This window comes from Pseudomonas sp. GW821-FHT09C08 (genome assembly GCF_059418125.1).
The window spans coordinates 32,828-53,421 of sequence record NZ_JBWKPG010000011.1; the positions used below are offsets into that span (position 1 = coordinate 32,828).

A 20,594-nucleotide genomic window follows, 5' to 3' on the forward strand; every position below is an offset into this window, starting at 1 on the left:
TAATCTGCCGCTTTCCTCTTTGCCAAGACTCCCTGACCATGACTGAGTCCGTTCTTGACTACATGACCCGCCTGGGTCGCGCTGCCCGTCAGGCCTCGCGGTTGATCGCCCGTGCGAGCACCGCGCAGAAGAACCGTGCCCTGCTGGCAGCCGCCGACGCTCTGGACGCCTCGCGCTCCGAGCTGACCGCCGCCAACGAACAGGACCTGGCCAACGGCCGCGCCAATGGCCTGGAGCCCGCGCTGCTGGACCGCCTGGCGCTGACACCGGCACGTATCGACGACATGATCGAAGGCCTGCGTCAGGTGGCCAAGCTGCCTGACCCCATCGGTGAAATCCGCGACATGCGTTACCTGCCGTCCGGCATCCAGGTCGGCAAGATGCGGGTGCCGCTGGGCGTGATCGGCATCATCTATGAGTCGCGCCCGAACGTGACCATCGACGCCGCGAGCCTGTGCCTCAAGTCAGGCAATGCCACCATCCTGCGTGGCGGCTCCGAAGCGATCAATTCCAACCGTGCCATTGCCGCCTGCATCCAGCAGGGCCTGGCGGTGGCCGAGTTGCCGGCTGAAGTGGTGCAAGTGGTGGAAACCACCGACCGCGCCGCCGTGGGCGCCTTGATCACCATGCCGGAATTCGTCGATGTGATCGTGCCGCGCGGTGGCAAGAGCCTGATCGAACGCGTCAGCCGCGATGCCAAGGTGCCTGTCATCAAGCACCTGGACGGTGTGTGCCACGTGTTCATCGACGTGGCCGCCGATATCGACAAGGCGATCCGCATCGCCGACAACGCCAAGACTCACCGCTACGCCCCGTGCAACACCATGGAAACCCTGCTGGTGCACGCAGGCATTGCCGAGCGCGTGCTGCCGCCGCTGGCTGCCATCTACCGTGACAAGGGCGTGGAGCTGCGGGGTTGCGAGCGCACCCGTGCGCTGCTCGGCGCGGAGGTGATCGAGGCGACCGAGCTGGACTGGTACACCGAATACACCGCGCCGATCCTGTCGATCAAGATTGTCGACGACCTCGACGAGGCCATCGAACACATCAACACCTACGGCTCCAAGCACACCGATGCCATTGTTTCCGAGCATTTCAGCGATGCCCGGCGTTTCCTCAACGAAGTGGATTCCGCTTCGGTGATGATCAACGCCTCGACGCGTTTTGCCGACGGCTTCGAGTATGGCCTGGGGGCGGAGATCGGCATTTCCACCGACAAGCTCCACGCACGCGGCCCGGTTGGCCTGGAAGGCCTGACCAGCGAGAAGTACGTGGTGTTCGGCGACGGTCATGTGCGCACTTGATGGCTAAACGCATCGGGCTGCTCGGTGGCACCTTCGACCCCGTGCACATCGGCCATTTGCGCAGTGCCCTGGAAGTCGCGGATGCCCTGGCGTTGGACGAACTGCGCCTGATCCCCAATTTCCGGCCGCCGCATCGCGATACTCCACAGGTGTCGCCGCAGCAGCGCCTGGAAATGGTGCGCCTTGCCGTGGAAGGCATAGCGCCGCTGGTGGTGGACGATCGCGAGCTCAAGCGCGATAAACCGTCCTACACTGTCGACACCCTGGAGCTGATGCGCGCCGAGTTGGCCGCGGATGACCAGTTGTTTCTGCTTTTGGGCTGGGACGCATTTTGCGGCCTGCCCTCTTGGCATCGCTGGGAGGAACTCCTCCAGCATTGCCACATCCTGGTTTTGCAACGCCCGGATGCCGACAGCGAACCGCCGGATGCCTTGCGCAACCTGCTGGCCGCGCGGTCGGTAAGTGACCCCTTGGCCCTGACCGGGCCGAACGGGAATATTGCATTCGTCTGGCAGACCCCGCTTGCGGTGTCCGCCACCCAGATCCGTCAACTGCTGGCCAGCGGGAAGTCGGTACGTTTCCTGGTGCCTGACGCGGTCCTGGCCTACATCGATGCGCACGGGCTTTACCGTGCGTCGAACTGAAAAGGCGCGCTTGAACGCACGGACAACCGTGCAGCAAGCGCCCGAACATACGAGCAAAACGAGTTTTTTATGACGAACAAAGACGTAAGCAAAGTTAAGCGCAAAGGCACGTTCAAAAGCGCCCCGCTGCCGGTTGAAGCGCACACCGGCCCTGAGCTGGCTGGCGAAGAGCTGGTAAAAGTCGCCGTGGCGGCCTTGGAAGACGTGAAGGCCCAGGACATCCAGGTCCTGGACGTACGCGACAAGCAGAGCATCACCGACTTCATGATCATCGCCACCGGTACCTCCAACCGCCAGATCGGCGCGATGCTCGACAAGGTTCGCGAAGCCGTCAAGGCCCAGGGCGTCAAGCCGCTGGGTGAAGAAGGCAAGGGCGACAGCGACTGGGTGCTGCTGGACATGGACGACGTGATCGTTCACATGATGACTTCCAACGCCCGTCAGTTCTACGACCTGGAGCGTCTGTGGAAAGGCGCCGAGCAGAGCCGTGCGGCTGACGGCAAGCACCACAGCCCGGAAGTGGGCCACGCGCACTTCGACAAGCTCAACAAAGACCAGGAATAAGGAACGGCTGTGCGCCTGCGTCTGATTGCTGTCGGTTCACGCATGCCCAAGTGGGTGGAAGAAGGCTGGCACGAGTATGCCAAGCGTCTGCCCGCTGAGCTGTCGCTGGAACTGGTAGAGATACCGCTCAATACCCGGGGCAAGAATGCCGACGTGGCACGCTTTATCCGTCAGGAAGGCGAGGCCATGCTGGCCAAGGTCGGCCCCAACGAGCGCATCGTCACCCTCGAAGTGCACGGCAAACCCTGGAGCACCGAGCAACTGGCGGTCGAGCTGGATCGCTGGCGCCTGGACTCGCGCACGGTCAACTTCATGGTCGGCGGCCCGGAAGGGCTGGCGCCGGAAGTCTGCGCGCGGGCGGATCAGCGCTGGTCGCTGTCGGCGCTGACGCTGCCGCACCCGTTGGTAAGGATCCTGATCGGTGAACAGCTGTATCGCGCCTGGACAGTTCTGTCCGGGCACCCTTACCACAAATAATCTGCGCCCCTCCCGATGACCCAGCCGATCCGCATCAAGGACCACGAGAAAGACGCACGTCTGGTACGCGCGCGCGTGGTGTTTGGCGCGATCATGGTCGTGGTGCTGTTGGGGGTGCTGATTGCCCGCCTGTATTTCCTGCAGGTGATCCAGTACGACTATCACTCCACCTTGTCGGAAAACAACCGGGTGCACGTGCAGCCGATTCCGCCGACCCGTGGCCTGATTTTCGACCGCAATGGCGTGGTGGTCGCGGATAACCGTCCCAGCTTCAGCCTGAGCATGACCCGCGAGCGTTCCGGCGACTGGCAGCAGATCCTCGATGTCATTGTCGAGGTGCTGCAGCTGACTCCGGAAGACCGGGTGATTTTCGAGAAGCGCATGAAGCAGGGGCGCCGGCCTTTCGAGCCGGTGCCGATCCTGTTTGAGCTGACCGAAGAGCAGATCGCGCGGATCGCGGTGAACCAGTTCCGCCTGCCGGGCGTGGAAGTGGTCGCACAATTGGTGCGTCATTACCCGCAGGGGCCGCACTTTGCGCACTCGGTCGGCTACATGGGCCGGATCAACGAGAAAGAGCTGAAAAGCCTCGACCCGGTCAACTACAGCGGCACCCACCATATCGGCAAGACCGGCATCGAGCGTTTCTACGAGCCGGAATTGCACGGCCAGGTGGGTTACGAGGAAGTCGAGACCAACGCGCGCGGCCGCGTGCTGCGGGTGCTCAAGCGGACCGACCCGGTGCCGGGCAAGGACATTGTGCTGAGCCTGGACATCAAGCTGCAGGAAGCGGCGGAGATGGCCCTGGGTGGGCGTCGTGGCGCGGTCGTGGCGCTGGACCCGAATACCGGCGAAGTGCTGGCGATGGTCAGCCAGCCGAGCTTCGACCCTAACCTGTTCGTTACCGGGATCAGCTTCAAGGCCTACGCCGAGTTGCGTGATTCCATCGACCGACCGCTGTTCAACCGCGTGTTGCGTGGCCTGTACCCGCCGGGTTCGACGATCAAGCCAGCGGTGGCGATTGCCGGCCTGGATGCGGGCGTGGTCACCGCCTCCAGCCGCGTGTTCGACCCGGGCTACTACATGCTGCCCAACTACGATCACAAATACCGTAACTGGAACCGCACCGGTGACGGCTATGTCGACCTGGACACCGCGATCATGCGCTCCAACGACACCTATTTTTACGACCTGGCCCACAAGCTTGGCATCGACCGTTTGTCTGCCTACATGGGCAAGTTCGGCCTGGGCCAGAAAGTCTCCCTGGACATGTTCGAGGAATCCCCTGGCCTGATGCCATCGCGCGAGTGGAAGCGCGCGACCCGTCGCCAGGCCTGGTTCCCGGGCGAAACCCTGATCCTCGGGATCGGCCAGGGCTACATGCAGGCCACGCCGCTGCAATTGGCCCAGGCCACGGCGCTGGTGGCGAACAAAGGCGTCTGGAATCGGCCGCACCTGGCCAGGACCATCGAGGGCGAAAAGCCGCTGGATGAAAACCCGATCCCGGACATCGTGCTGCGCGACCCGTCGGACTGGACCAAGGTCAACCACGGCATGCAGCAAGTGATGCACGGCGCCCGTGGCACCGCGCGCAAGGCGGCGGTCGGCGCGCAGTACCGCATTGCCGGCAAGAGCGGGACCGCCCAGGTGGTCGCGATCAAGCAGGGCGAGAAATATGACCGCTCCAAGGTTCAGGAGCGCCACCGTGACCACGCCTTGTTTGTCGGCTTTGCCCCGGCGGACGACCCGAAAATCGTGGTGGCGGTGATGGTCGAGAACGGCGAGTCCGGCTCCGGCGTTGCTGCGCCCGTGGTGCGCCAAGTGATGGATGCCTGGCTGTTGGCCGACGACGGCAGGCTCAAGCCCGAATATGGCGGCCCCCCTTCAAGCACCGAGGTTACGGCCAGTGAAGAGTAATTTTGACCGCATCCTCTCCAGCGAGGATGTGATGCGTCGCCGCGCGACGTTGCTGCAGCGCATGCACATCGATGGCCCGTTGCTGATCCTGCTCCTGACCCTGGCGGCCGGCAGCCTGTTCGTGCTGTATTCGGCCAGCGGCAAGAACTGGGACCTGCTGATCAAGCAGGCCTCGTCCTTCGGCCTTGGCCTGTTGTCGATGCTGGTGATTGCCCAGCTCGAACCGCGGTTCATGGCGCGGTGGGTGCCCTTGGGCTACGTTGCTGGCGTATTGCTATTGGTGGTGGTGGACGTGATGGGCCACAACGCCATGGGGGCGACGCGCTGGATCAACATTCCCGGGGTGATTCGTTTCCAGCCGTCGGAATTCATGAAGATCCTGATGCCGGCGACCATTGCCTGGTATCTGTCCAAGCGCACCTTGCCGCCGCAGCTCAAGCATGTGGCCATCAGCCTGTTCCTGATCGGTGTGCCGTTTATCCTGATCGTGCGCCAGCCAGACCTCGGCACCTCGCTGCTGATCCTGGCGGGCGGTGCGTTCGTGCTGTTCATGGGCGGACTGCGCTGGCGCTGGATCCTCAGCGTGCTGGCCGCCGCCGTGCCGGTGGCCGTGGCCATGTGGTTCTTCTTCATGCACGACTACCAGAAGCAACGGATCCTGACTTTCCTCGACCCGGAAAGCGACCCGCTGGGCACCGGCTGGAACATTATCCAGTCGAAGGCCGCCATCGGTTCCGGCGGTGTATTTGGTAAGGGTTGGTTACTGGGCACCCAGTCGCACCTGGACTTTCTGCCCGAGAGCCACACCGACTTCATTATTGCGGTGATGGGCGAAGAGTTCGGCCTGGTGGGCATTTGCGCGCTGTTGCTGATTTATTTGCTGTTGATTGGTCGCGGCCTGGTGATCACCGCGCAGGCGCAGACGCTGTTCGGCAAATTGCTCGCCGGCAGCCTGACCATGACTTTTTTTGTTTACGTTTTCGTCAACATCGGTATGGTCAGTGGCCTGTTGCCGGTGGTTGGGGTGCCGTTGCCGTTCATTAGCTACGGCGGAACTTCGCTGGTGACATTGCTGTCAGCGTTTGGGGTTTTGATGTCGATTCATACGCATCGCAAATGGATCGCACAGGTTTGAATAAGGTGAAGATGTCAATGCAAGTAATGCGCGGCTGGGCGACTCGGCATGCGTCCTGGATGGGCCTGATCGGGCTGCTGGGGGCAACGCAGGAGGTGCAGGCCGGTGACTACGATGGCTCACCCCAGGTCGCCGAATTTGTCGGTGAGATGACCCGCGACTACGGTTTCGCCGGTGAACAACTGATGGGCGTGTTCCGCGAAGCCCAGCGCAAGCAGGCGATTCTCGACGCCATCTCCCGTCCCGCCGAGCGCGTGAAGCAGTGGAAGGAATATCGCCCGATGTTCCTGACCGACGCCCGCGTGGCCCGTGGCGTGGACTTCTGGCGCCAGCACGAGGCCGTACTGGCCCGCGCCGAGCAGGAGTACGGCGTGCCGGCCCAGGTGATTGTCGCAATTATCGGCATCGAAACCTTCTACGGCCGCAACACCGGCAGCTACCGGGTGATCGATGCCCTGTCGACCCTGGGTTTCGACTACCCGCCGCGCGCCGACTTCTTCCGCAAGGAGCTGCGTGAGTTCCTGCTGTTGGCCCGCGAAGAGCAGGTCGACCCGCTGACCCTCAAGGGTTCCTACGCCGGTGCCATGGGCCTGCCGCAGTTCATGCCGAGCAGCTTCCGCGCTTATGCCGTGGATTTTGACGGCGACGGGCACATCAATATCTGGAGCAATCCCGACGACGCCATCGGCAGTGTGGCCAGCTACTTCAAACGCCACGGCTGGGTCGCCGGCGAACCGGTGGTGATCCGCGCCGATGTGACCGGCGATCGCGCCGATGAAGGCCTGACCCAGGGTATCGAGCCGGCCAAGACGGTCGGGGAGTTGCGGGCGCTGGGCTGGTCGAGTCAGAATGCGCCACGCGATGATATGCCGGTGACGGCGTTCCGCCTCGAAGGCGAAAATGGCCCTGAATACTGGATGGGCCTGAAGAATTTCTACGCAATCACGCGTTATAACCGCAGTGTGATGTACGCCATGGCCGTGCATCAGCTGTCAGACATGCTGGTCCAAGCACGGGGCAACAAGTAATGCGGGCATCGCCGTTCAATAAACCGCTCAAGCTGGTGGCGTTCGCCGCGTTGTCCTTGCTGGTTGTCAGTTGTTCCACCAGTCGCGGTCCGGCGCAGAAGTCCGGCGGCACTGCCATCCGTTCCCAGCCAGGCCTGGACATCAACCGCGCGCACAAAGATGGCGCGCCGTGGTGGGATGTCGACGTATCGAAGATCCCGGATGCCACGCCAACCCTGCACACCGGCGCCTACAAGGCCAACCCGTATACCGTGCTGGGCAAGACCTATTTCCCGCTGCAGGAATCCAAGACCTACGTGCAATCGGGCACGGCGTCCTGGTACGGCACCAAGTTCCATGGCCAGAACACCGCCAACGGCGAAGTGTATGACCTGTATGGCATGAGCGCGGCGCACAAGACCCTGCCGCTGCCCAGCTATGTGCGCGTGACCAACCTGGACAACAATCGCACGGTGATCCTGCGCGTCAACGACCGTGGGCCGTTCTATTCGGACCGGATCATCGACTTGTCCTACGCCGCCGCGAAGAAACTCGGCTACGCCGAAACCGGCACCGCGCGGGTCAAGGTCGAAGGGATCGACCCGGCGCAGTACTGGGCCCAGCGTGGCAAGCCGGCGCCGTTGATGCTCAACGAACCGCAAACGCCGCAACCACAGATTACCGCGTCGGCCGGCAAGGTCGAGCAGTGGACACCGCCGCCGGCGCAGCACGCGCCGGACACCGTGGCCGTGCCTCAGGCCGCGCCGGGCAGTTCGATGGCGGGCGGGCAGTACCTGCAGGTGGGCGCTTTCGCCAACCCGGATGCGGCAGAACTGTTAAGGTCCAAGCTGAGCAGCATGGTCAGCGCGCCGGTCTTCATCAGCTCCATCGTGCGTAACCAGCAGACCCTGCACCGTGTGCGCATGGGCCCGATCGGCTCGCCGAGCGAGGTCGCGCAAGTGCAGAACAGCGTGCGCCTGGCCAACCTGGGGCAACCCAGCGTGGTCACCGCCGAATAATAAAGATTGATGGTTCTGGCCCGTGCGCGGGCTTGAACCCTGGTTGTTGGCTCGTTGAACAATAAAAACCCAGGGGCAAGGGGTGAGCGGGCAACCGAACACGTGACAGTCTGGTAGCGGGCTGTCTGAATAAGTTTTGCCCGCGAGGGCAAGTTTCCATAAGCAATTTCGAGAGACGGATGAACATCACCACCTTAGCCAAACGCACGTGCCTGCTTCTTTCGCTGATCATCACCCCGGCCGCCTGGGCGGTTGAAATGGTGCCGGCTTCCCCGCAACTGGCTGCCAAGGCCTGGGTCCTCATGGATGCCGCCAGCGGCAACGTGCTGGTCGAGAACAACGGTGACCAGCGCCTGCCCCCAGCCAGCCTGACCAAGCTGATGACCGCCTACATCGCGACCCTGGAAATCCGTCGCGGCCAGATCGGCGAGAACGACCCGGTCACCGTCAGCGAAAACGCCTGGCGCACCGGCGGTTCGCGGATGTTCATCAAGGTCGGCTCGCAAGTGACCGTGAGCGACCTGCTGCACGGCATCATCATTCAGTCCGGTAACGACGCCAGCGTGGCCCTGTCCGAGCACATCGCCGGCAGCGAAGACGCGTTCGCCGACATGATGAACAAAACCGTGGCTGACCTGGGCATGACCAACAGCCACTTCATGAACCCGACCGGCCTGCCAAACCCAGAGCACTACTCGTCGGCTCACGACATGGCGATCCTGGCGCGCGCGATCATCCGCGTCGACCCGGTGCACTACGCGATCTACTCCCAGAAGGAATTCTTCTGGAACAACATCAAGCAGCCTAACCGCAACCTGCTGCTGTGGCGCGACAAGACCGTCGACGGTCTGAAAACCGGCCACACCGAAGAAGCCGGTTACTGCATGGTTTCGTCCGCCGTACGTGATGGCCAGCGCCTGATCGCCGTCGTATTCGGCACCAACAGCGAGCAGGCCCGTGCGGCCGAGACGCAAAAACTGCTGACCTACGGTTTCCGCTTCTTCGAAACCCAGACCTTCTATCAGAAGGGTGCTGAGCTGGCGACCGCTCCGGTCTGGAAAGGCGCAACCTCGCAGGTCAAGGCCGGCCTGGCTGAAGACCTGACCCTGACCATGCCTAAAGGCCAGCTGAAAAAGCTCGCTGCCAGCATGACCATGAACCCGCAATTGGTCGCGCCAATCGCCAAGGGTGACGTGATCGGTAAGGTCGAAGTGAAGCTGGACGACAAGGTGGTGCACAGCGCCGACCTGATCGCGCTGGACGCCGTCGACGAAGGTGGTATCTTCCGCCGCGTGTGGGATAGCATCCGTCTATTCTTCTACAGCTTGTTCAACTGATTAGTGTGCACCTGCAAAGCCCCGTGTTGATCCGACACGGGGCTTTGCCCGTCGCCACGGCTTACGCTTACGAGGCCGTTTCGCCATGACCGATAAAGAAGTAGAAGTAAAGGCGCCAAAGATCGAATTCCCAGTGACGGATTATCCCGTCAAGGTGATCAGCGATACCGGCGTGGGCCGCAAGGACAAGATTCTCGAGATCGTCAGAAAACACGCGACGATCAACGACAACCGTGTGGACGAGCGTCAAAGCTCCACCGGCAAATACACCACGATCCAGTTGCACATCGTTGCCACGGATCAGGACCAGCTCTACAACATCAACAGTGAACTGCGGGCCACCGGCTTCGTGCACATGGTGCTGTGATGTCGCATACCCTGGGCTTTCGCGAGCTCGGCCAGATGGCCTATGAGCCCGTCTGGCACGCCATGCAGCGCTTCACCAATGAGCGCGGCAGCTTGGCCCCCGATGAGATCTGGCTGGTGGAACACCCGCCGGTATTTACCCAGGGCCAGGCCGGCAAGGCCGAACATCTGCTGCTGCCGGGTGATATTCCGGTGGTGCAGGTCGACCGAGGTGGCCAAGTGACTTACCATGGGCCGGGTCAACTGGTGGCGTACCTGCTGCTGGACGTACGCAAGCTTGGGTTTGGCGTACGCGACCTGGTGAGCCGCATGGAGGCTTGCCTGATCGAGCTGTTGGCCAGTTACGGCGTGACCGCCGCGGCCAAGCCCGATGCACCCGGTGTGTACGTGGACGGCGCGAAAATCGCCTCCCTCGGTTTGCGCATCCGCCACGGTTGTTCCTTTCATGGCCTGGCCTTGAACGTGGACATGGACCTGGCGCCGTTTCGGCGGATCAACCCGTGCGGTTACGCCGGGCTGGCGATGACCCAACTGAGCGACCACGCCACACCGATTAAATTTGCCGAGGTAAGTGCCCGGCTGCGTGCGCAGCTCGTCAAACACCTCGACTATGCTGAGCAGACGACCCTCACGGGCGGAATCGACTGATTATGACTACTGATGCAGTGCAAACCATGATCCCGACGCTGGACATCACCGAGCGTCCGGCCCCGGCCCCGCGTGCCAAGGTGGAAGCCGGCGTCAAGCTGCGCGGCGCCGAGAAGGTTGCACGCATCCCGGTCAAGATCATCCCGACCACCGAACTGCCGAAGAAGCCTGACTGGATCCGCGTGCGCATCCCGGTTTCGCCGGAAGTCGACCGTATCAAGGCCCTGCTGCGCAAACACAAGCTGCACAGCGTGTGCGAAGAGGCCTCCTGCCCGAACCTGGGTGAGTGCTTCTCCGGCGGCACCGCCACTTTCATGATCATGGGTGATATCTGCACCCGTCGTTGCCCGTTCTGCGACGTCGGCCACGGCCGGCCGAAGCCACTGGACGTCAACGAACCGGAAAGCCTGGCCATCGCCATCGCCGACCTGAAACTCAAGTACGTGGTGATCACCTCGGTAGACCGTGACGACCTGCGTGACGGCGGTGCCCAGCACTTTGCCGACTGCATCCGCGAAATTCGCAAACTGTCGCCGAACGTGATGCTCGAAACCCTGGTGCCCGACTACCGTGGCCGCATGGACGTAGCGCTGGAAATCACCGCTGCCGAGCCGCCGGATGTGTTCAACCACAACCTGGAAACCGTGCCACGCCTGTACAAGGCCGCGCGCCCGGGTTCGGACTACCAGTGGTCGCTGACCCTGCTGCAGAAATTCAAGCAGATGATGCCGCACATCCCGACCAAATCCGGCCTGATGCTGGGCTTGGGCGAGACCGACGACGAAGTGATCGAAGTCATGAAGCGCATGCGCGAACACGACATCGACATGCTGACCCTCGGCCAGTACCTGCAGCCGTCCCGCAGCCACTTGCCGGTCCAGCGCTTCGTGCACCCGGACACCTTCGCCTGGTTCGCCGAGGAAGGCTACAAGATGGGCTTCAAGAACGTCGCCTCGGGCCCGCTGGTACGTTCCTCGTACCACGCTGACGAACAGGCCAAGCTGGTCAAGGCCAGCCTGGTTTCGTAAGCCGGCCCCGATCCAATTGTAGAAGCCGGTTTGTGTGGGAGCTGGCTTGCCTGCGATAGCTTCACCTCGGTGCATCTGTTGCATCGAAGTGACCGCATCGCTGGCAAGCCAGCTCCTGCAGTTGTTTCTGCGTCACCGATACGGAGAGCATGGATGACCACTCAACTCGCGGCCGCCGTACCTGCTTTACGCAGTGAAGGCACCATCGCCCTGATCGCCCCCGCCGGCCCTGCTACGCTGGACGTTGAGAAAGCCGGGCAATGGATGCGTGCCCGTGGCTACGACCTGCGAATCTTTCCGGGTGTGTATGAGCGCGACGGCTACCTGGCCGGCAGCGATGACGTGCGCCTGCATGACCTCCATACCGCCTTCGCCGACCCTGAAATCGATGCGATCTTCTGCCTGCGCGGAGGCTATGGCACGCCGCGCTTGCTCGATCGCCTGGATTTCGACCTGCTGCGCGCCAATCCCAAGCCTTTCGTGGGTTACAGCGACATCACTGCGGTGCACCTGGCGATCAGCCGCTACGCCGGTTTCGTGACCTTCCACGGGCCGATGCTCAATGCCGACCTGCTCGGCGACAAGCAACAACCCACCGAGTCTTCCTTGTTCAGCCTGCTGCGCGGCCAACTGGGCAGCGGCAGCCTGTTGGCACACCCGGTGGCGTACCCGTTGACCACGATTGAGCCTGGCATTGCCTGTGGGCGCTTTCTGGGTGGCAACCTGTCGATGATCGCCGCGGTCATGGGCACCCCGTTTGAAATCGACGCGCAGGGCATCATCCTGCTGATCGAGGACGTCAACGAGCCGATCTACCGCATCGACCGCCTGCTGACGCACCTGCGCCTGGCGGGCAAGCTTGCACAAGTGGCCGGTGTGCTGGTGGGGGATGTGGCGGGTGTGGACGCTGTGGCGCTGGAGCGCCTGCTAAAACAGACCTTCGCCCCGTTAGGCATTCCGGTGTTGTCTGGCTGGCGCAGCGGGCATTGCGACCCGAACCTGACGCTGCCGATGGGCGCGCTGGTGCGGTTGGATGCGGGGGAGAAGCGGTTGGTGCTGGAGCAGGATGTCGTGCTCAAAGGCTGAGTTTGATGTTGCCTGTCAGGCCGTCTTCGCAGGCAAGCCAGCTCCCACATTTGGAATGCATTCCCCTGTGGGAGCTGGCTTGCCTGCGATAGCGGTAGTTGCCTTACGACGCTCTACCGGGTCTGCATTGACTCCAGCAGTTTCACCGTCGGATAGTCATCCGCCGGCCAGCCAGCTCCCACATTTGGAATGCACTCCCCTGTGGGAGCTGGCTTGCCTGCGATAGCGGTAGTTGCCTTACGACGCCCTACCGGTTCTGCAGCGACTCCAGCAGTTTCACCGTCGGATAGCCAGCTCCCACATTTGGAATGCATTCCCCTGTGGGAGCTGGCTTGCCTGCGATAGCGGTAGTTGCTTTACGACGCCCTACCGGGTTTGCAGCGACTCCAGCAGTTCCACCGTCGGATAGCCAGCTCCCACATTTGGAATGCATTCCCCTGTGGGAGCTGGCTTGCCTGCGATGGCGGTAGTTGCCTTACGACGCCCTACCGGTTCTGCAGCGACTCCAGCAGTTTCACTGTCGGATAGCCATCCGCCGGCCAGCCCAGCGCCTGCTGGGCTGCACGAATCGCCTTGCGCGTGTTGGCGCCGATGATGCCGTCCGGGTTGCCGGCGTCATAGCCTTTGGCGCTCAGCGCCGTTTGCAGGTCTATGCGCTGGGAGCGACTCAGCGGCAGCTCATCCTTGGGCCAATCGCCACGAATCACGCCGCCGCCGGCGAAGCGCTCTGACAGCAGCCCCACCGCCAATGCATAGGACGACGAGTTGTTGTACTTGAGGATCGCGCGGAAGTTATCCAGCACCAGGAACGCCGGCCCACGGTAGCCGGCCGGCAGCAGCAGGGCGGCGGATAACGAGTCGACATTCGGTGGCAGGCTCGCGCCCGGTGGCAACTGAATCCCCAACTTCAGCCAGTCGGCCACGCTTTTGCGGATGCCGCCATCGGCCAGTGCATAGTCGAAGTTCGCCGGCAATTGCTTGACTTCAAAGCCCCACGGCTGGCCTTTCTGCCAGCCGGAGCTTTGCAGGTAATGCGCGGTGGAGGCGAGGGCATCGGCCGGGCTGTTCCAGATGTCGCGGCGACCGTCGCCGTCGAAGTCCACGGCGTGGGTGTTGTAGGTCGTCGGGATGAACTGGGTCTGGCCCATGGCGCCGGCCCAGGAGCCTTTCATCTGGTCGGCCTGGATATCGCCGTGCTGGATGATCTGCAGCGCCGCGAGCAATTGCGCCTGGGCAAAGGCCGGGCGACGGCCTTCATAGGCGAGGGTCGCCAGGGAGCGGATCACGGAGTTGTTGCCCTGGAACTGGCCGAAGTTACTCTCCATGCCCCACACCGATACCAGCGCCTGACGGTCGACGCCGTAGCGTTGTTCGATGCTTTGCAGGATGTCGGCGTACTTGATCAGCAGCGCCTGGCCATTGCGCACCCGCACCGGCGACAGCGCGCCGTCGAGGTATTCCCACACCGGACGGGAAAATTCCGGCTGGCTGCGGTCGGCACGGATCACGGCCATGTCGGGGGTGACATTGGCGAAGGCATTGTCGAACACGGCGGCAGTGATGCCGGCCTGCAGGGCTTGCACACGAAAGCCAGCCTGCCATTCGGCAAAGGTCTGGGTCGGTTGGATATCGAGGTTGTCCACGGCCAGCGGGGCGACGACGGCGGGCGCTGCGACAGGGGCGGTCTGGAGCGTCGGCAGGGGCTGGGCGTCAGCAGCGGTGGGTTTTTCCGCGCAGGCGACAAGCAGAATGAGGCTGGAGGCAGCGATCAATTGGCGAAGGTGCCAACGACGGGAAAGACTAGAGGGCATGCACAGGTCCAGGGATTACAAATCAGGTGCAGACCTTATCATGCCAGAGGGGCGCTTGCCTTCAGGCAGCCAGAAAGTAAGAAGCCTCCCAGCTATTAGACTGGAAGGCTTCGCGGCGGTAGCTGCCTTTGCCCTTGCCGGCGCGTTCCTGACGGCTGCGGAACAGTGGCTGGGCGATGATGGATTTGGCCTTGTTGGGGCCATGCTTGGATGGCTTTTTGCTCATGATCGGTACTCTCGTGGGGTGGGGCAACGGCGCAAATAATCTGCCGAAGTTGCGCCGCTGTAAAGCCCGCTGATATGTCAGACCGTGCGCCATAACTTGTAGGCACCGATTGGCGGGCGATGGCATTCTTGGGGTTACGGCTGCCTTCAAGGGGCTCATTGCCTACAGGGCGCTGGGTTATTCGGCGGGCAATGTCAGGCGCTGGCCGGCCATCAACAGCGACAGGCGACTCAGGCTCATCCATGGCGAACCGGCCGCTTGGCCCTTGATCTGCGCATCGATGCGCTGCGCTTCCAGCAGCAGTTGCGCCCAGCGTTGCGCCGAGTGCCGTTGCAGGGCTTTGCTCATCAGGGGTTTGCGCTTGTCCCACACCGGCGGCCGGGCCTGGCTGAAGCATTTGTCCAGCGGCGTGCCCTGGCTGTATTGCAGGGAGATATTGGCCAGTACCCGCAGTTCGCGGGCCAGCGCCCAGAGAATCACCGGTGGCTCGACGCCTTCACCACGCAGGCCTTCGAGCATGCGCAGGGCGTGGGCGGGTTCACCGTTGAGGATCGCGTCCACCAGCCCGAACACGTCAAAACGCGCACTGTCGGCCACGGCGCCCTGGACGGTCTCGACGGTAATCTGCCCGTCTTCGGCCATCAGCTTGAGCTTCTCGATCTCCTGGGCGGCGGCAAGCAGGTTGCCTTCCACGCGGGCGGCGATCAGCTCCACGGCGTCCTGGGTCGCCGACAGGCCGGATTGGGACAGGCGCTGCCGAATCCATTGCGGCAACTGGTTGCTGTCCACCGGCCAGATCTGGATGAACTGGGTTTGTGCCCCTTCCACCAGGGCCTTGCCCCACTTGGTTTTCTGCGCGCTGCCGTCAAGCTTGGGCAGGCTGATCAACAGCACCGTGTCCTCGGCGGGGCGCGAGCAGTATTCCATCAGGGCGGCCGCGCCTTTGTCGCCGGGCTTGCCCGAAGGCAGGCGCAGTTCCAGCAGGCGCTTTTCGGCAAACAGCGACATGCTCGCGCCGGCTTGCAGCAACGTGCCCCAGTCGAAACTGGCGTCGGCGCTGAAGACCTGGCGTTCATCGAAGCCTTGCTGGCGTGCGGCGGTGCGAATCGCGTCGGCGGCTTCCTGGCACAGCAGCGGGTCATCCCCGCTGACAATGTAGACAGGCGCGAGGCCACCTTGCAGGTGCTTGGCGAGTTGGGCGGGGGCGAGTTTCATAGGCAGGGCGAACGGGGCGCCTGGGGCGCCCCGTCGGGCTTACTCGACTGGGACTTCAACAGGCGACTGTTTCGGCGTGTTGTCTTCGTACTCTTGCGCCGCTTTCAGCGCGTCGGCATCGGCCTTGGCCTTGTCGTCAGCGCGTTGTTGCAAGGTCGCGAGTTGTTCCGGGGTGATCATCGACAGGCGCAGGACCATGCGCTGTACCAGCTCACGACGCATTTCCTTGCGCACCTGGATGATTTCGGAGTCCGAGCCCACGAGGTTGTTGCCGTCGTGGCTGACGATTTTCTGCACCTGGATGTCGTCACTCATCAAGGGCAGGTGATCGCGACCCTGGACTTCAAAGCTGAGCACGGTGCTCAGTTCGATGTCAGAGGCACGGCCGGCACTGGCGTAGCTCAGGTTGCGCTGGGTCTCTTTTTGATTGGCCAGGAACAGCTTGTAGGTCGCGCCGGTGTAGACGTGAACGCCGCTGTTTTCCAGGACCTGACGCAGCTGGGTGACGGTTTCGCTGTAGGCGTCGCGGGCGTTGACGTCCAGTTCCTTGATCGCCAGTTCGTTAGTGCCGGTACCGCGCAGCTGGAAGCCGCAAGCGCTCAGCAGCACGGCGAGGCCCATAACCAGCAGGTTGCGTTTGATCATTTTGTTGCTCCCCTTGAAACCATGTGGGCCTTATCGAGGCCCTGAAGGCTTTGTTCGGCGCAGGGCTCAAGCCCTGCGCCCGATCCGATTAGCTAGCGACGATGTTGACCAGTTTGCCAGGCACCACGATCACTTTGCGGATCGTCAGGCCTTCGGTAAAGCGCAGCACGTTCTCGTTGACGCGTGCGACTGCTTCGACTTCCTCGCGAGTAGCGGTGGCTGGCATGTCGATCTGGCCACGCAGCTTGCCGTTGACCTGGATCACCAGCTGCAGCGTGTCCTGTACCAGGGCGCTGTCGTCCTGCACCGGCCAGCGCGCATCGATCACCGCGTCGCTGTGGCCCAGGCGGCTCCACAGGTCGTGGCTGATGTGCGGCGTGATCGGCGCGAGCAGCAGGGTGACTGTTTCCAGGCCTTCCTGTACCAGCGCGCGGTCCTGTTCGGTGGCCTGTGGGGCTTTTTCCAGCACGTTCATCAGCGTCATCACTTGGGCGATGGCGGTGTTGAACTTGTGGTTCTGGCCCACGTCCTGGCTGGCTTGCTTGATTGCCAGGTGGGTGCTGCGGCGAATGGCTTTCTGCTCGTCGCTCAGTGCTGCGACATCCAGCTTGCCCGGCAGGCCCTGGCTGATGTGGGCATGCGCCAGGCGCCAGACGCGCTTGAGGAAACGGTGCGAACCTTCGACGCCGGAGTCGGACCATTCGGCGCTCATGTCGGGCGGCGAGGCGAACATCATGAACAGGCGGCAGGTGTCGGCGCCGAACTGGTCGATCATCGACTGGGGGTCGACGCCGTTGTTCTTCGACTTGGCCATCTTCTCGGTGCCGCCGATTTCCACCGGCAGGCCGTCGGCGATCAGCTTGGCGCTGATGACCTTGGCTTTGCTGTCGCGCTCGAGCTCGACGTCGGCCGGATTGAACCAGGTGTAGGCGCCGTTGGCTTCGCGGCGATAGTAGGTCTCGGCGACCACCATGCCCTGGGTCAGCAGGTTCTTGAACGGTTCATCGGAGCTCACCAGGCCTTCGTCGCGCATCAGCTTGTGGAAGAAGCGCGCGTACAGCAGGTGAAGAATGGCGTGTTCGATACCGCCGATGTACTGGTCTACCGGCAGCCAGTGGTCGGCCGCGGATTTTTCCACCAGGCCGCCTTCATAGTGCGGCGAAGCGTAGCGTGCGTAGTACCACGAGGACTCGACGAAGGTGTCCATGGTGTCGGTTTCACGCTTGGCAGGCTGGCCGCATTTCGGGCAGCTGCACTCGTAGAACTCAGGCATGCGCGCCAGGGGCGAGCCAGCGCCGTCCGGCACCACGTCTTCCGGCAGGACGACCGGCAGTTGGTCTTCCGGCACGGGGACGTCACCGCAGCTGTCGCAGTGGATGATCGGGATCGGGCAGCCCCAGTAGCGCTGGCGGCTGATGCCCCAGTCGCGCAGGCGGAACTGGGTGCGCGAGGCACCGAGGTTTTTCTTCACCAGTGCAACTTCGATCGCATCGAAAGCGCCCTGGAAGTCCAGGCCGTCAAATTCACCGGAGTTGATCAGTGTGCCGTGCTCGCCGTAGGCGTCTTGCCACGGGGCCGGGTTGGTGTCGCCCGAGCTGGTGCGCACCACGGATTTGATCGGCAGGCTGTATTTGGTGGCGAACTCGAAATCGCGTTCGTCGTGGGCCGGTACTGCCATTACTGCGCCATCGCCGTAATGCATCAGCACGTAGTTGGCGACCCACACCGGCAGTTTTTCGCCGGTCAGTGGGTGCTCGACGAACAGCCCGGTCGGCAGGCCTTTTTTCTCCTGGGTGGCGACGTCGGCTTCGGCCACGCTGCCGCCTTTGCATTCGGCGATGAACGCCTGCAGCTCAGGGTTGTTCTGTGCGGCCTGGGTGGCCAGCGGGTGCTCAGCGGCCACGGCGACGTAGGTCGCGCCCATCAGGGTGTCCGGACGGGTGGTGAAGACTTTGAGTGCGCCTGCTTCGCCGATCGAGTCGACGTTGTACGGGAACTGCACTTCCATGCCCTTGGACTTGCCGATCCAGTTGCGCTGCATGGTCTTGACCTGTTCAGGCCAGCCCGGCAGGTCGTCGAGGCTCGACAGCAGTTCATCCGCGTACGCGGTGATCTTGAAGTAGTACATCGGGATTTCGCGCTTTTCGATCAGCGCGCCGGAGCGCCAGCCGCGACCGTCGATCACCTGCTCGTTGGCCAGTACGGTCTGGTCGAGCGGGTCCCAGTTCACGGTGCCGCTCTTCTTGTAGATCACACCTTTTTCGAACAGGCGCGTGAACAGCCATTGTTCCCAGCGGTAGTAATCCGGCTTGCAGGTGGTCACTTCGCGAGACCAGTCCACCGCCAGGCCCAGGCTGCGCAGCTGGGTCTTCATGTAGGCGATGTTTTCGTAGGTCCACTTGGCGGGCGCCACGTTGTTTTTCATCGCGGCGTTTTCTGCCGGCATGCCGAAGGCGTCCCAACCCATGGGTTGCAGGACGTTCTTGCCTTGCATGCGCTGGTAGCGCGAGATGACGTCGCCGATGGTGTAGTTACGCACGTGCCCCATGTGTAGCTTGCCGCTGGGGTAAGGGAACATCGATAGGCAGTAGTAAGTCTCCTTGCCTGGCTGTTCACTGACTTCAAAGGACTTTTGCTCGTCCCAGAAGGTTTGGGCGGCATTTTCTATTTCACGGGGCTGATATTGTTCGTGCATGGCTACTTTTGAACTGAATAGGGGTGGCCTAATCCTCTTCGGTGCACTGTCCGGGTTGTTCGACACCAAAAAGCGGCGCGTCCGTGCCCAAACCCTGCGGGAAGTGGAGTTACAGGAAGCGCCGTAGCATACATGACCCCACTCTATCGAGGGAAACCCTGATTGCGCAGGCAGGGCCGTCTGTCGCGGCGCCAGGCAGGTGCAGCCACTAGGACTACGCTGTTTATTGGGGAATGAGTCATATCTTCAATGAGGTGAGGGGATGGTTGAATCGCAGCGAATCGCAACGAAACCGGAAATCTACGAAGGACTGATCGACCGATTGGGTCGTGCATTGGATGCAGCGAGAACAGCGGGCCGATTGCGTGATGAACGGCCTGTCGAGTTGGAACTGCGCGGTCTGAGCCGCGCGGAGCTGGAACTGATCAAGGCTTATCTGGAACGAAACGGGCGCAGTGCGCCTCCTTGGGTAGCACCCCCGCCAGCCAAGGAACCCACGCACTCAGCCAAGGTGGTGTGGCTCAAGGACTTGTCGGCCGGTCGCGGCCCGGAAAAGCTCCGGTCCGTCCGCTACAAGTAGTTCATTCCCCCCTGAGCTGCGTTATCGCGTCATGTCAGCGTAAAGATTGTCGCTAAACCCCGTTACACCTTAGGCTTCGGGCATCTATGGAGATGCCCGATGCCTATTCGCTATTTCATTAAACAACTGCTCTTGCCGCCCGGCATCCTCTTGCTGTTGCTGGCGCTTGCCTGGTGGTTTCGTCGCAGCCGCCCACGCTTGGCCGGTGTCTGTTTTGCCCTCGGGTTGGGCGGCATGTGGTTGATCAGCCTGCCGGTGATGGTGGAGTGGGGCGCCCGTGCGCTGGAGACCGAACCGCCGCTGGCGCGGGAAGACTGGTCGACCCTGGCTCAGCGCGCCGATGCCATTGTGGTGCTGGGCTCGGGCCGCGAACGCGGTGACCCGGCATGGGGCGCCGATCAGCCGACCGGTATCGGCCTGGAGCGCCAGCGCTATGCCGCGCGCCTGGCCAAGGCATCCGGGTTGCCGGTGCTGACCACCGGCGGCCTGCATTACGGCACGCCGCCCAGCGAGGCCGAGTTGATGGCGGTGTCGATGCACGACGACTTCGGCGTAGCGGTGCGCTGGAAGGAAGAACGCAGCCGTACTACCTGGGAAAATGCGCAAATGAGTGCCGAGATATTGCTGCCCGAAGGCATCAAGCGCGTGGTCGTGGTGACCCAGGCCTGGCACATGCCGCGCTCAGTGTGGAGCTTTGAAAAGGCTGGCTTTAGCGTGGTCCCGGCGCCGGTAGGCTTCCTGGGCGTGGACAATGCCCGGCCGCTGGGCGGCTGGATGCCGGAATTCAAGTCGGTGTGGCAGAGCGGACAGTTGATCAACGAGGCGGTAGGGCAGGTGGGTTATCGGTTGTTCTACCGCTAGCGCCGCCCTGCAAATGTGGGAGCGGGCTTGCT

20 protein-coding genes are annotated in these 20,594 nt (G+C 62.6%); 15 read left to right on the top strand and 5 right to left on the bottom strand.

What is annotated here, in order from left to right; translation table 11 throughout:
* Positions 1 to 38 precede the first annotated feature (38 nt).
* From AC07OJ_RS27295 to AC07OJ_RS27355, 13 genes are all read left to right on the top strand, one after another.
* Entirely contained in the window at positions 39 to 1,304 is a 1,266-nt protein-coding gene (locus AC07OJ_RS27295) for a glutamate-5-semialdehyde dehydrogenase (protein WP_065910063.1), read from the top strand.
* A complete protein-coding gene (nadD, locus tag AC07OJ_RS27300) occupies positions 1,304 to 1,948 on the top strand; it encodes a nicotinate-nucleotide adenylyltransferase (RefSeq protein ID WP_120450098.1) in 645 nt (214 codons plus the stop codon). The genes AC07OJ_RS27295 and nadD overlap by 1 nt, the downstream gene beginning before the upstream one ends.
* 69 nt (positions 1,949 to 2,017) lie before the next feature.
* Positions 2,018 to 2,512 carry a ribosome silencing factor gene (gene rsfS, locus AC07OJ_RS27305; protein ID WP_003215432.1) on the top strand — a complete coding sequence of 165 codons (495 nt, stop codon included), beginning with the start codon at positions 2,018 to 2,020 and terminating at the stop codon, positions 2,510 to 2,512.
* A gap of 9 nt (positions 2,513 to 2,521) precedes the next feature.
* Positions 2,522 to 2,989, top strand: a complete 468-nt coding sequence (rlmH, locus tag AC07OJ_RS27310) for a 23S rRNA (pseudouridine(1915)-N(3))-methyltransferase RlmH (protein ID WP_003176297.1) — start codon at positions 2,522 to 2,524, stop codon at positions 2,987 to 2,989.
* Positions 2,990 to 3,004: 15 nt separating this feature from the next.
* Positions 3,005 to 4,903, top strand: coding sequence for a penicillin-binding protein 2 (gene mrdA / locus AC07OJ_RS27315; RefSeq protein WP_065910070.1), 1,899 nt, complete (start codon positions 3,005 to 3,007; stop codon positions 4,901 to 4,903).
* A gap of 31 nt (positions 4,904 to 4,934) precedes the next feature.
* Positions 4,935 to 6,038: a rod shape-determining protein RodA gene (rodA, locus tag AC07OJ_RS27320; RefSeq protein WP_065910334.1), complete on the top strand. Its 1,104-nt coding sequence runs from the start codon at positions 4,935 to 4,937 to the stop codon at positions 6,036 to 6,038.
* Positions 6,039 to 6,055: 17 nt separating this feature from the next.
* On the top strand, positions 6,056 to 7,066 hold the full coding sequence (gene mltB / locus AC07OJ_RS27325; RefSeq protein WP_065910072.1) for a lytic murein transglycosylase B: 1,011 nt from the start codon (positions 6,056 to 6,058) through the stop codon (positions 7,064 to 7,066).
* Complete coding sequence (locus tag AC07OJ_RS27330; RefSeq protein ID WP_065910074.1) at positions 7,066 to 8,064, top strand: septal ring lytic transglycosylase RlpA family protein; 999 nt, start codon at positions 7,066 to 7,068, stop codon at positions 8,062 to 8,064. The genes mltB and AC07OJ_RS27330 overlap by 1 nt, the downstream gene beginning before the upstream one ends.
* Positions 8,065 to 8,243: 179 nt before the next feature.
* Entirely contained in the window at positions 8,244 to 9,401 is a 1,158-nt protein-coding gene (locus tag AC07OJ_RS27335; protein WP_065910075.1) for a D-alanyl-D-alanine carboxypeptidase family protein, read from the top strand.
* Between the two features lie 85 nt (positions 9,402 to 9,486).
* Positions 9,487 to 9,768, top strand: a complete 282-nt coding sequence (locus AC07OJ_RS27340; RefSeq protein ID WP_043047980.1) for a DUF493 domain-containing protein — start codon at positions 9,487 to 9,489, stop codon at positions 9,766 to 9,768.
* Positions 9,768 to 10,415: a lipoyl(octanoyl) transferase LipB gene (lipB, locus tag AC07OJ_RS27345; RefSeq protein ID WP_495095567.1), complete on the top strand. Its 648-nt coding sequence runs from the start codon at positions 9,768 to 9,770 to the stop codon at positions 10,413 to 10,415. The genes AC07OJ_RS27340 and lipB overlap by 1 nt, the downstream gene beginning before the upstream one ends.
* A gap of 26 nt (positions 10,416 to 10,441) precedes the next feature.
* Positions 10,442 to 11,443: a lipoyl synthase gene (gene lipA, locus AC07OJ_RS27350; RefSeq protein ID WP_162473202.1), complete on the top strand. Its 1,002-nt coding sequence runs from the start codon at positions 10,442 to 10,444 to the stop codon at positions 11,441 to 11,443.
* A gap of 153 nt (positions 11,444 to 11,596) precedes the next feature.
* Positions 11,597 to 12,529 carry a S66 peptidase family protein gene (locus AC07OJ_RS27355; protein WP_495095568.1) on the top strand — a complete coding sequence of 311 codons (933 nt, stop codon included), beginning with the start codon at positions 11,597 to 11,599 and terminating at the stop codon, positions 12,527 to 12,529.
* A gap of 485 nt (positions 12,530 to 13,014) precedes the next feature.
* On the opposite strand, the gene AC07OJ_RS27360 is transcribed toward AC07OJ_RS27355, so the two are convergent.
* The 5 genes from AC07OJ_RS27360 to leuS all read right to left on the bottom strand — a co-directional run bounded on the left by AC07OJ_RS27360 (position 13,015) and on the right by leuS (position 19,121).
* Positions 13,015 to 14,340, bottom strand: coding sequence for a lytic murein transglycosylase (locus AC07OJ_RS27360; RefSeq protein ID WP_120450090.1), 1,326 nt, complete (start codon positions 14,338 to 14,340; stop codon positions 13,015 to 13,017).
* 61 nt (positions 14,341 to 14,401) lie between these two features.
* Positions 14,402 to 14,566, bottom strand: coding sequence for an alternative ribosome rescue factor ArfA (gene arfA / locus AC07OJ_RS27365; RefSeq protein ID WP_003176285.1), 165 nt, complete (start codon positions 14,564 to 14,566; stop codon positions 14,402 to 14,404).
* 177 nt (positions 14,567 to 14,743) lie between these two features.
* Positions 14,744 to 15,781: a DNA polymerase III subunit delta gene (gene holA / locus AC07OJ_RS27370; RefSeq protein ID WP_065910085.1), complete on the bottom strand. Its 1,038-nt coding sequence runs from the start codon at positions 15,779 to 15,781 to the stop codon at positions 14,744 to 14,746.
* A 39-nt stretch (positions 15,782 to 15,820) separates the two neighbouring features.
* Entirely contained in the window at positions 15,821 to 16,426 is a 606-nt protein-coding gene (locus tag AC07OJ_RS27375) for an LPS-assembly lipoprotein LptE (RefSeq protein ID WP_495095569.1), read from the bottom strand.
* Between the two features lie 88 nt (positions 16,427 to 16,514).
* Positions 16,515 to 19,121 carry a leucine--tRNA ligase gene (leuS, locus tag AC07OJ_RS27380; RefSeq protein WP_065910088.1) on the bottom strand — a complete coding sequence of 869 codons (2,607 nt, stop codon included), beginning with the start codon at positions 19,119 to 19,121 and terminating at the stop codon, positions 16,515 to 16,517.
* 262 nt (positions 19,122 to 19,383) lie between these two features.
* Here leuS and AC07OJ_RS27385 point away from each other — a divergent pair, with 262 nt between their 5' ends.
* Complete coding sequence (locus tag AC07OJ_RS27385) at positions 19,384 to 19,701, top strand: hypothetical protein (protein WP_065910089.1); 318 nt, start codon at positions 19,384 to 19,386, stop codon at positions 19,699 to 19,701.
* Between the two features lie 99 nt (positions 19,702 to 19,800).
* A complete protein-coding gene (locus tag AC07OJ_RS27390; protein ID WP_495095570.1) occupies positions 19,801 to 20,562 on the top strand; it encodes a YdcF family protein in 762 nt (253 codons plus the stop codon).
* Positions 20,563 to 20,594: the final 32 nt, after the last annotated feature.